10 protein-coding genes are annotated in these 12043 nt (G+C 53.1%); 2 read left to right on the top strand and 8 right to left on the bottom strand.

The window, feature by feature from the left end; genetic code table 11:
* The first annotated feature begins 62 nt into the window (after window positions 1-62).
* Window positions 63-509 carry a hypothetical protein gene (locus tag CRO74_RS12585; protein WP_097126407.1) on the top strand — a complete coding sequence of 149 codons (447 nt, stop codon included), beginning with the start codon at window positions 63-65 and terminating at the stop codon, window positions 507-509.
* 189 nt (window positions 510-698) lie between these two features.
* Window positions 699-1145 (top strand): DUF2147 domain-containing protein, encoded by a 447-nt coding sequence (locus CRO74_RS12580; RefSeq protein ID WP_097126406.1) that lies wholly within the window; start codon window positions 699-701, stop codon window positions 1143-1145.
* 89 nt (window positions 1146-1234) lie between these two features.
* On the opposite strand, the gene CRO74_RS12575 is transcribed toward CRO74_RS12580, so the two are convergent.
* The 8 genes from CRO74_RS12575 to CRO74_RS12540 form a co-directional block, all read right to left on the bottom strand.
* Window positions 1235-2476 carry an alkaline phosphatase family protein gene (locus tag CRO74_RS12575; RefSeq protein ID WP_097126405.1) on the bottom strand — a complete coding sequence of 414 codons (1242 nt, stop codon included), beginning with the start codon at window positions 2474-2476 and terminating at the stop codon, window positions 1235-1237.
* Between the two features lie 93 nt (window positions 2477-2569).
* The gene (locus CRO74_RS12570) at window positions 2570-3091 is read right to left on the bottom strand and encodes a GNAT family N-acetyltransferase (protein WP_097126404.1); all 522 of its coding nucleotides are present in this window, start codon (window positions 3089-3091) and stop codon (window positions 2570-2572) included.
* Between the two features lie 117 nt (window positions 3092-3208).
* On the bottom strand, window positions 3209-4009 hold the full coding sequence (locus CRO74_RS12565) for an SDR family NAD(P)-dependent oxidoreductase (RefSeq protein WP_097126403.1): 801 nt from the start codon (window positions 4007-4009) through the stop codon (window positions 3209-3211).
* A complete protein-coding gene (locus CRO74_RS12560) occupies window positions 4009-6132 on the bottom strand; it encodes an alpha-glucuronidase family glycosyl hydrolase (RefSeq protein WP_097126402.1) in 2124 nt (707 codons plus the stop codon). Before CRO74_RS12560 ends, CRO74_RS12565 begins: the two co-directional genes overlap by 1 nt.
* Window positions 6133-6298: 166 nt before the next feature.
* Window positions 6299-7498: a mannonate dehydratase gene (gene uxuA / locus CRO74_RS12555; RefSeq protein ID WP_097126401.1), complete on the bottom strand. Its 1200-nt coding sequence runs from the start codon at window positions 7496-7498 to the stop codon at window positions 6299-6301.
* A gap of 142 nt (window positions 7499-7640) precedes the next feature.
* Complete coding sequence (locus tag CRO74_RS12550) at window positions 7641-8966, bottom strand: MFS transporter (RefSeq protein ID WP_394341891.1); 1326 nt, start codon at window positions 8964-8966, stop codon at window positions 7641-7643.
* Window positions 8967-9394: 428 nt separating this feature from the next.
* Complete coding sequence (locus CRO74_RS12545) at window positions 9395-10672, bottom strand: mandelate racemase/muconate lactonizing enzyme family protein (RefSeq protein ID WP_097126399.1); 1278 nt, start codon at window positions 10670-10672, stop codon at window positions 9395-9397.
* 106 nt (window positions 10673-10778) lie between these two features.
* Window positions 10779-11723 carry an RraA family protein gene (locus CRO74_RS12540; protein WP_097126398.1) on the bottom strand — a complete coding sequence of 315 codons (945 nt, stop codon included), beginning with the start codon at window positions 11721-11723 and terminating at the stop codon, window positions 10779-10781.
* Between the last annotated feature and the right edge of the window lie 320 nt (window positions 11724-12043).

Below are 12043 nucleotides of genomic sequence, written 5' to 3'. Positions count from 1 at the left end.
CACCTCGTCTTTTTCACCAACCTAAAGTGGTATCCATTACGGTACCGTATTCTCCCCTACCCATGCGTTCCCAACTGTTAACCCTCCTGTGCATTCTCACCTTCCTTAGCTGCGGCTGGGGACTGATCGATTCGACTGTCTCGTTTGTACAAGCCGATGCCGTAGCCGAAACAAAATACGTCGAATCCAAGCCAGACCCGGGAAAGAAAGAAGGGCCCAAACAATATTTTGAAGACCGCTCCTCGGACGCCCCCGCCCCCGGCGACCCGGACGAGATCAAGTCGCTCGCCATTGCTCAGTTTGCATACTCCCTGCTGACGCTCATTGGGGCTATCCTGATGTTTCGGTTGCGTAAACTCGGCTTCTGGATTTATGTAGCCGGGATTGTCGTTGGTCTGGTACTGCCCATTGCACTGGCGGGCGTTGGGGCGTTGAACACCTCCTTCGGTGCTTTTTTCAGCATAATCTTCGCCGGGCTCTATTGGCTCTCGATTAAAGAGATGAAGTGAGTTGGGTCGCCGGGCCGACGCTCGGCACTACATTATTTTTCAACTCGGATTAAACAATGGTCCATTAATCCTATCAAAGAATAACAAACACGCTGCTTTACCTTGGAAATAGCCTGCTTACTATAAATTTAATCGTAGTTGAATCGACAAAACACGTTCTCCTGCGTTTATGTAGCAAAACCTTCACGTATGAATGCATCACGCCTGACTTTACTCTTCCTGCTCGTCTGCCTCTCACTTCCGTCGTTTGCTGATGACCCGGATGCGCTGGTTGGTCGGTGGCTCAGTTCGAAGAAGCGGAATCAGGTTCAGATTTATAGACAAGGCAACAAATATTTCGGCAAACTCGTATGGATGCTCGAACCTACTGAACCGGGCACCGGCAAACCTAAAGTCGACAAGGCAAATCCCGACGAGAAACTGCGAAGCCGCCCGCTCATGCACATGGTCTTAGTCACAAATCTGACTTACAAAGGCAACAACGTTTGGGGCGATGGGGAGATTTACAACCCCGAAGATGGCAAAACGTACAACTGCGAAGTAACCCTCAAAGACCCCAATTCCATTGACCTGCGCGGCTACGTAATGGGTCTCAGCTTCTTGGGGAAATCAAAGATCTGGACGCGGGTGAAGTAAGTGTAGCGCCAACCGTCCCGGTCGGATGTGTAGCAGACAAAATATCATATTCACACCCGACCGGGACGGTCGGCGCTACACGGTCGGTGCTACTTCACAATCCACCTCGACAGAGTGTTATACCGCCCTTCCAGTACGATCTTATAAAACCCTTTGGGTAGTGCCGACACATCAATGGTGGTCGTTTCGGCTTTGGCTGGTACTTCGGCCATCAGCAGGTAATTATCCCGTTTGCCTTCTTCGAAATGATTCGTTGTGGCGAGCCAGACTTTCAGGGTTTCTTCCAGTTCAACGGCTTTCCACGTCAGCGTAATGGTACCGCCTTCTTTTTTGGCCGTCGGCTCCGTCACAGACAGTTTCCCGGTGAGGGGAACACCGTCCAGTTCAAAAGCCTGTTCTTTCGGAATCGTGAGTTGCAGATGACGGGCCATGGTCGGCATAATGTCCACAATAGCGGGTGTGTTCTTCTTAAACTGAACGTTCAGGCCTTTGGCGTTTGTAACGATCCAGGTAGCCCGCTCCCGATCCGACTGCCCACCGTGATTTTTGCCCGTGTCGGCACTGCGCCCGTGGTCGGTGGTGATAAAGAGTTGCCAGTCTTCGCCAAATGTTTTCTGGCGGTACTGAATGGCTTTCCAGAGTCGGCCCATCTGATCATCCATGATACTGACGGCTTTGTAGAACTGCTCGCTATCCCCGTATTTGTGCCCCATATCGTCGGTATATTCCAGATAAACCCACGACAGATCGGGACTTTCATCGCGGATGTAGCGGCTGGCTTCGTCAACCACTTTCTCGTCGATCTGGTGAATGTATTCCGACTGTTTATCGTGCCGAAAATGGAGCGTGTCGAGTTCGAACCCATCGAAGGAATAATCAAGCCGGAGGTTTCCGGTTTGCGGCAGGTTCTCGCCAACAAGCTTAGTCCGGTTGTCGAGCCAGGTGGAAAAAATAGCCGTCTTCTTCTGCGGATACTGGCTTTCGAAGAAGCGGAAGATGCTCCAGTACTGGTAGTTTGGGGCTTTGATGCCGTTATCCCAGACGTTGTGCTTGTTGACCCAGGTGCTGGTAAGCAGGCTATTATACCCCACCGCCGAGATCGTCGGCGTTTGCGAATACGTGCCCTTTTGCCCGCCTACATACGCTCGTGCATAGCCGCCAACCTTAGCAATGGCGTCCAGATTAGGCGTGGGCTGCTTTTCGATCACATCTGACGGAATCCCATCGACAATAACGAACAGGGCTTTTCGGGCTTTGCTCTGCGCCTGACACACAGCAGACAGCCACAAGCCACAACCCAACGCTAATAGGTATTTCAACATCAGTTTCATACAATGAAGGCAGAATATACCCCAAAGTAAGTGCAACCGAAGGGTTAGTGAAACAACCCGCCGAAACTTTACAATTTAACAACAGCGCCGTCCTTATTCCTTATCTACCGTATACGCATACAAAGCCTGATCCAGCACCTGACCATCTTTGATCGCGCTGCGTTGCATGATTCCTTCGCGCTGGTAGCCCGCATTTTCAAGCACTTTCATCGACGCCGGGTTCCGCACAAAAGGAACGGCATACAGTCGGGTGAGTTCAAACTCGCTAAAGGCATAGCGGGTGATGGCTTTTAAAGCAGCGGTAATGATGCCTCGCCCCCAGTACTGGCGACCTAACCAATACCCTACCTCGGCGGAACAGCGTTCAATATCGTCGTGAAGCAGAAAACCAATTGTCCCTACGGCTTCACCGTCAACCGTTATAGCAAAGCCGGTTTCCGGGCGAGCGTTTATCATAAACTCAACCCACTGTTTAGCATCTTCTTTCGTATAAGGATACGGAAAGCGGTCCCGCAGGTTAAGCCAGATGTCTCTGTCATTAGCATATAGCGGCAGGGTTTCTTCATCTCCACGCTGCCAGGAACGAATGATGCACACACCACAGTCAATAAACATAGCCGTAATCGTTAACCACACTAACTCTCTACATTGACTCCAACAAGTCCGAAGGACTTGACTATGATTAACCCCGGATGCAATCCGGGGGCAGGGGGCAGGGGTCCGCAGCCCGGGTCAAAACCCAATCGAATTACCACCATCGACGGGCAGCGAGGCACCCGTAATATACTTGGCCGCTTCGGACGCGAGGAAAACGGCGGCCCAGCCAATGTCTTCGGGCTGGCCGAACTTGCCCATCGGGGTCCGGCGCATGGCGCGGGCGAAACGGTCGGGGTCGCCCCCCATCGCGGTTTTGCTCATGGCCGTTTCGATGAAGCCAGGCGCAATGGCATTGACCCGAACGCCATTACCCGAAAACTCCGACGCCAGAACTTTTACCATGCCTTCCACGCCCGATTTAGACGCGGCATAAGCCGCCACCCGGTCGATACCATAGTAAGCGGCCATGGACGAAATCATGATGATCGACCCGCTCTGACGCGCCATCATACGCTTCGCACAGGCTCGCGTGAGGCTGAAAACGGAGTTCAGGTTTGTATGAACAATCCGGTCAAAATCTTCGTCGGTGACTTCCAGCGCTGGTTTTTTCATATTGATACCGGCGTTGTTGACCAGCGTATCAATGGGGCCGTATATAGCTTCGATGCGTTCGACAAGATCATCCAGCAAGGGCCGGTCGGTCACGTCATTGACCATATAATGCGCCCGGTCGCCCAGGGTAGCAACAGCTTCCTGCAACGGCTGCTCCCGCCGACCAGTAATGACAACGGTGCCACCGGCCTGCACCATGCAGCGGGCAATATCGAAGCCGATACCACTGCCGCCACCCGTAATCAGGGCGAGTTTACCATCGAGCGAAAAAGGGGATAAAGTAGCCGATTGGCTGTTGGTCTGCGTACGTTGTTCTTGTTCCACTAGCGTAATTTATAAATTTCGGATAAGGCTTTGACATCCTCCAGCGTCCGTTCGGGTTTGGGGAGTGAAGCCGGAATGGGTTGTTTCGAATAGGTCTGCAGATACAACACCCACGAATCGCGCCACCAGATGGCCTCCTTCCGTTGGGTTATCAATCGACCTGTTACATCGGCAAAGATAGCGGGGTCAACGGCGGGTTTCACCTGCGCCCATTGTTTCTGCATCCACACGACCGAGTCGGCACCGGTATAAAAACGGGTACAGAGTTCATCCCAGAGCGTACGGCCCGTGCTCAGTTTCTTTGTCCAGGGTACATGATGAAACCAGAGCAGATACGGCAGCGGACAGGTTTCGGGGTTACTCCATTGCTGCTGCACTTCGGGCCGGTACTGCGCCAGCGCATTGCTGCCCGTGGCGGTCCGGTCGAAGCCCAACCCGATGGAATCCGCCCGGTGATAATAAATGGCGGTCCAGTCGGGACGAACGCTTTTCTCCTGCCATGGCTCGGGGGCGAAGTGAACGCCCGACCACGGACGCGACAGGCCCAAGGGTGTGTTGTAATCGACGTAAATTTCCCGCGACTTGAGCATCAAGTCGGTAATGGTTTTCACGGCTTTCGGCTCGTGGGTGAGCGTCATCTTCACCCATTCATCCGCAATACCTTCCGACGACAGGGAGTGATCCCACGCCAGCCGACCATAGGCGTACCAATTGGCTTGTGCCATCGGGTTGCCGGTCCAGTTGCGGTCAGAGCCCGTGTTAGCGACACCCGCAATGGCCGTCATGGCGTACTGATGTACGCTGCCGTCAATCACCTTAGCCACCGTTGCTCCACCGGACGGTGAGCCTTTGCCTTTTACATACGTATCGGTATCCAGACACTCCTTGAAAAGCGGGGCTTCGTACACCCAGTGGGTAGCAAAGCCAAGGTATTCCTGCGTGATCTGAAACTCCACGGACAAGGGCGTTTTGGGCATGTTTCCGAACAGGGGCGAGAACGGTTCGCGCGGCTGAAAATCAATAGGGCCGTTCTTTACCTGTACAATTACCTTCTTGTCGAATTTACCGTCCAGGGGCGTAAACTCTTCGTGAGCGGCTTTAAAGCGATCCGCTTTAGGGTCGGCTTTGTAGACGAATGCCCGCCACATCACGATTCCGTCATAGGGTCTGAGGGCATCGGCCAGCATGTTGGCACCGTCGGCATGGGTACGACCGTAATCCTGCGGACCGGGTTCACCTTCGGAGTTGGCTTTAACCAAAAAGCCGCCGAAATCGGGGATGACCTTGTAAATCTCTTTGGTTTTATCGGCCCACCATTTCCGCACCTCGGGGTCGAGCGGGTCGGCGGTTTTCAGGCCACCAATGGTTTTGGGAGCTGGGAAATAGATCGACAGATAAATTCGGATGCCATAGGGCCGAAACACGTTGGCCAGAGCCGCCACTTTTTCAATGTACTCGGCCGTCATGAAACGGGCACTGGCATTGACGTTATTAACAACCGTTCCGTTGATTCCCAGCGAGGCATTGGCACGGGCATAATCGCGGTAGCGCGGGTCGACGGTGTTGGGTAGTTCGTACCATTTCCAGAGCGACTCACCGGCATAGCCCCGCTCAATGGTGCCGTTGGTATTATCCCAGTGGTTCAGCATCCGATACTGGATTTTCGGGTTGCTGGTCAGCGATAGGTTCTCTACCTGCTGCCCGGTTTGCAGTTGCCGGAGTAAGGCAAATGCGCCGTACAATACGCCCGAATCGTTCTTACCGAAAATAGTAATATTGCCCGCCTTACGGGCGACGATCTGGTATCCATCCGCAGCAAGTGACTGTGCCCCGACATTGGGCGCACTCGCCACCGACAGCACAATGCCCCCCGTCCGGCTTCCGGCATTGGCAATGATGGGCACCGTTCTGCCGAGTAAGCCCTGCAAGCCCATCTGGAGTTCGTCGGCGGCTGATTTTAGAATCGGACTGGTGCCATTCAGGGCAATAAACTGCGCCGACCGGGCATACGCTTCCCGTTTCGGCGCGTCTTTAATCAGATCGTATTTCAGCCAAAGGCGGTAGCCATCGTCGGGGAAGGCCAGGTGGCTGATCAGTAATAAGCAAACTAGTATTCGTTTCATTTTTTCAGTTTTCTGGCGCGGGTTTGAACCCGTGCCTGTTTATAGAGCAAGCATTCGCTTGCGTCAGTGAATACTGACTTCATAAAAGGCACGGGCAAATGCCCGCGCCAGCATCAGCCTCTGTGTATCTCTGTGCCTTCTCCGTGGCTCTCTGTGGCAAAATCCTTCATAAACTCCGTTCAATACCCATTTCCAGCCCCCTCAACTCAGCCAGCCCGCGCAACCGACCGATAGCAGAATAGCCGGGATAGGTCTTTTTGTGCAGATCGTCGAGCATCTGGTGGCCGTGGTCGGGGCGCATCGGAATGGACGTTTCGCCGATACCCTGCTGCGCGCGCCGTTTCTGTTCCAGCACGATTTCTTTTACCACCGCATACATATCCACATCGCCCGCCAGGTGGTCGGCTTCGTGGAAGTTACGCGGGTCTTCTTCGCGTTTCGTTGTTCGCAGGTGAATGAAATGAATACGCTCGCCAAACCGCCGAATCATGGCGGGTAAGTCATTATCGGGCCGGATGCCCAGCGAACCGGTACAGAACGTAATGCCATTGGCCGTCACATTGCTGGCGTCCATCAACTGCGCCAGATCGGCTTCGGTGCTGACCACGCGCGGCAGGCCCAACAGCGGCCGTGGCGGATCATCGGGGTGAATGCACAGGTTTACACCTGCGTCCTGCGCCACGGGAGCTACCTGCTGGATAAAGTAATAGAGGTTTTGCCGCAGCTCGGCATCACCGATGGTGGCGTATTCCTTCAACAGTCCCTGAAAGGTATCGAGGGTGAAAGCCTCTTCGGAGCCGGGTAAACCGAGCAGCACAATGTTGGATAACTCAGCAATACGCTCGGGCGTCATTTCGCTGAACTTCTGGTGAGCCGATTCGATGATTTCGGGTTCGTAGTCGACCTCGGCACCGGGGCGTTTGAGGATGCACAGGTCGAAGATGGCAAAGTCTTCCCACACGAATCGGAGCGCCCGCGAGCCGTCGGGCATTTCGTAATTGAGGTTCGTGCGCGACCAGTCCAGCACCGGCATGAAGTTGTAACAGACCGTTTTGATGCCGCAAGTGGCCAGATTCCGAATCGACTCTTTATAATTCTCGATGTATTCGTCGCGGGTGGGTCGTCCCTTTTTGATGTCTTCGTGTACCGGCAGGCTTTCCACTATGGCCCACTGCAAGGGCGAATACCGGTCATTATCGGCTTCGACCAGTTGTTTCCGTTCGTTGATGGCGTCGATTGACCACAGGTCGCCCACCGGAATCTGATGTAAGGCGGTGACCACGCCCGCGCAACCGGCCTGCCGAATGTCCATCAGAGAAACCGGATCATTCGGCCCGAACCAGCGCATTGTTTGTAACATTCCCATTCGTATGCTATTGCTTGATTATTTAGACTGGTTGGTGAGTAGCCTACGTACCCATGGGTACGTTCCTGCAAATTTCAGAAAAATGGGCCAGTCGAGCGAATCAACCTGGCCCATGAATACCGGAATTAGAAATAAGCTAAACCTACTTACTCTTCACCCGACTGAAAACAAAAATGTACAACATCGTCCAGGCCACCAGATACGCGAAACCGGCGATGTAAAAAATGATGTAATACCCTTCTGACAGGCTACCCAGTAGCTTATAATGATCCAGAATCCGACCAACGATCAGGGGAAAGACAGCACCGCCCAATGTTCCGGCCATAGTGCCTAAACCGACTACCCGGCTAATGACCTGCTTGGGAAACTGATCGGCCGCTACCGTGAAAATATTGGCCGACCACGCCTGGTGAGCCGCTACCGCCAGCGATAGAATACCGATTACCGGCCACATGCTGTTCATCTGGCTGATGAGCATAACCGGCATCACGCATATGGCGAATAGAGCCATCGACCACTGTCGCGCTCTTGTCGGGTGCCAGCCTTTACGGATCAGCATGGACGAGAGCCAGCCCCCACCAACGCTTCCAATGGTTGCGGCCAGATAAATAACGATGAGCGGAGCGCCCAGTTTTTTCAGATCGAGGTGGTAAATATTAGCCAGATAAGACGGCAACCAGAACAGGAAGAACCACCAGATGGGATCGGTCAGTAGTTTGCCACTCATGAAGCCCCAGATGGCTTTATTGGCAAAAATGGGGTACTTCACGGCTTCACCATCTACCGTTGTTACGGTAGCTGCATCGCCAGCGGTGGCAAATTCAGCCGCCGTTTCCTGCGTGATGTGGGCCAGTTCGGCTTCGTTAACCTTCCGGTGGCGGCTTGGTATTTCGTACATGAACCACCAGGCGACAATCCAGGCAAAGCCCAGCGCGCCCGTTACGATGAAGGCCGTTTGCCAGCCGGCCATAAGGGCCAGCCAGGGCACAACGGCGGGTGCTGCTACCGCGCCAATGTTGGCACCGGCATTGAAGATACCAACGGCCAGCGCCCGCTCTTTTTTGGGAAACCATTCGGCTACGGTCTTGATCGACGCCGGGAAGTTACCCGCTTCGCCAATACCCAGCAGACCACGGGCAATCATGAACCCAAACGTACTACCAGCCAGCGCATGGCCCATTGCCGCTAAGCTCCAGACCAGAATGGCCCCGATATAGCCCAGCTTGGTACCCACCCGGTCGATAAGGTAGCCCGCCAGCAAGGTGGTGGCTCCGTAAAAAAAGGTGAAGACCGTAACGATGTTGCCGTAATCAGACTCGGTCCAGCTGAACTCTTTTTCGAGAATTGGTTTCAGCAGGCTAATGACCTGGCGGTCGAGGTAGTTGATCGTTGTGGCGAAAAAGAGGAGCGCAACGATGACCCAGCGGTAGTTACTGGAAGCGGGCAACGTACCACCGGTTTGCCTCAGCGCATCGGCAGCAATGGGAGTGGGTTTTGTTGTCAATGGAACAAGTTCGATTAAGATGAGCGTCGGTCAGACTACGCTAAAACACGGTTAGCCCGTTTAATTACTGTACCGGCTAGATTGTTGACATCGGTTGCCCTTGTGTACGGGTCTTTCTACATGAGTACATGCATTCAGGCTTATCCACATTCATAAAAGTTATCCACAGCTTTCAGGGCATAAACACCGACTTATCCACACGAAATACTTAAGAAAATTTATTTAGCCACAGAGGCCCCGCAACGGCGGCTTGCAAAGATTGATACACCGGTCAGAGACCGGATAACGCCAGGACATAGTCACAGACTATTCCCAACAGCCAACTCCTTTGTATAAACATCGTAACGAGGCTGGAACGCCAGCGCGGTGGAACGCCAGCCGCGTTACGATGTTTATACAAAGAACGGAACGTCCTTCGGTGCGTATTTACGCATACCTTCCTCGTTGATCTCAACGCCGATACCCGGTTTGTTGGATAACGGAATGAATCCTTTCTCGATCATCGGCCCGTCGAAGGTGACGATCTCTTTGAACATCGGCTCCTCGTGGAAGTAGATCTGCCATTCCAGAATCAGGAAGTTGGGCACGGATGCGCATACGTGGCTCGATGCCATCGCGCCCAGGTACGACGCCACCATGTGCGGGGCAAAGGGCACGTAATACAAGTTAGCCAAATTGGCAATTCGCTGCCCTTCACTCAGGCCACCTGCTTTCTGCAAATCGGGCATGACGATGTCGACGGCACCAATTTCGAGCAGTTTACGGAATCCGTGCGCCAGATAATGGTTCTCCCCCGCGCAGATCGGCGTATTCGAAGCCTCCCGGATTTGCTTGTACGCTTCGGGGTTTTCGGCTGGGATCGGTTCTTCGAGAAACAGCAGGTTCAGCGGCTCCATCATCTTGGCCACCCGCCGACCGGTAGTTACGTCGTACTTCCCGTGCATGTCTACGCAGATGTCGATCTTCGGCCCAACGGCTTTGCGAACACCGGCAATCTGGTTGTACATCCGCTCCAATTCACCCTGGCTGGCGGTCCAGTTGTAGGCATCGTATTTATTCGGGTCGTTGCGCTCATCAATGTCGTATTTCACCGCTGTAAAGCCCATATCGACGGCTTTTTTGGCACTTTTGCCGAAGGCTTCGGCACTGGTGTCGGTTTCCCGGTACGCCCCGGTGTCGCAATAAACCCGGATCTTATCACGGAATTTCCCACCCAGCAGCTGATACACGGGCATACCCAGCGCTTTACCGGTCAAATCCCAAAGGGCCGTTTCAATCGCCGAGAGTACGGAGATATACATACCCGCCTGGGCACCTTCAAAGAAACCGGCTTTTCGAACATCTTCGAACAGGCGATTGACGTTGAGCGGACTTTTGCCTTTGATGCGTTCGCCCATCATCTTCACCAGGTGATAGGTTCCGGGCGTGGCATCAACGCCTTCGCCACAGCCCCAGATGCCCTGGTTGGTATGGATTTTCACAAATAAGCTATGCCCATTCCGGATGTAACCGCACTTGATATCGGTGATTTTCAGATCGGAAGGTGCCGAAGACAGGGGAGCATTGTGAACGGCCGTTTCCAGCCCCTCCCCGAATGTCGATAATGTGGTAGCTGCTAAGGCACTGGCAATGGCACCTTTGGTTAAGAAAGAACGACGGGATGTTGTCATGATTTGGGAAAGGAAAAGGTATTAATATGTACCAAACAGCTTCCAGCTGTTTGTGTGATGTAAATTCAGTACCCACAAACAGCAAGATGCTGTTTGGTACACTCAACTACCAGGTACGGGTTTTGAGGTATTCCTGAATCTGCTCTTTGGGTACGGGCAGTTCGCTGACGTGGGCATTGAGCCACTGCGAAAAATCCTTCTCGATCACATCCGACCAGCGTGAGTCGATCTGCCCCGGTGTGTATTTCTGCTCCCGCAACCGCAGGTGTCCGAACATATCCCGCAACCGGATAATCTCCGACGTTTTCACCACTTTCTCGGCCAGATGGGGCGGAATAAACGCTACCCCACCATCGCGGCCCAATACGATATCGCCCGGCATCACCATCACTTTCCCAATGCGCGTTGGGCGATTAATCCCCACCAGCGTGGTGTTCAAATCGCCTTCCGGGTTATGGTGTGAGGGGTGATAGCTCCGAAAATACGACGTAAACCCGCCAATTTCTTTCAATCCGGCTACATCCCGAAGAGCCCCTTCGTAGACAATTCCGTTACCCGTTTTGGCGTAGATCGAGTTGCCCAGGTTATCGCCAATCGTTGGCCCATCTTCGTGCATACCGTATTGGTCTACCACATACACATCGCCTTTCACAAGCATGTCAATTGGCCAGGCATTCTGCGATTTCACCCGGCCATCTTTCGTGTGTCCTTTGTCGTCCGTTACCCGATGTACATCCGGACGGCCGGGCATAAACGTTGCCGTTAGGGCGCGTCCCACCAAAACACTATCAGGGTTGATGGTTTGCCAGTCGCCTGCGTACTGATAGCGGTACTTTTCACCTTTCATCACCGACCAGGCTTCTTCATGGGTCACCAGCTTCATGCGTTTGATAATCGCATCCGGCACTTTCGGGCGACCATCGGGGAATCGCTCCCCCTTCCATTCGGGCGTCAGGAAGATCAGTTCCTCCTTCGAGATCTGCTGTGCAACCGATACCGACGCCAGGCCGGTCAGTAACAACACAGCGGTCATTACGAATATCTGTTTCATTGAAAATAGTGAAAATTAAACGTTTAGGATTTAGGGCGAATAAGGCAGATAACCAATTCATCTACCCTTTGTAAACTTGGAAGAGGAACAGCTGCGCACCAGGAAGATAAAAGTCTTTCATAATTTTCATATTTGCAACCGATTGCAAATTACTACTGAAAGAATAATTTAATAATAAATAATTTATATACTATTAAATACAAAATACATGAATGATCGATCGGTTAAGGCCAGCTAGTTTCGGTACACGTCCCAAACAACACCATATGTAAATTACAATCGGTTGCAGAAAATGGCTAATAGCCCTGCGTAACTCCCTT

Origin of the sequence: Spirosoma fluviale (assembly GCF_900230225.1) — a bacterium.
In the GTDB taxonomy this organism is placed as follows: Bacteria; Bacteroidota; Bacteroidia; order Cytophagales; family Spirosomataceae; genus Spirosoma; species Spirosoma fluviale.
Note: the sequence above shows the minus strand (reverse complement) of the source record. Positions and strands in the feature narration are given on the sequence as shown.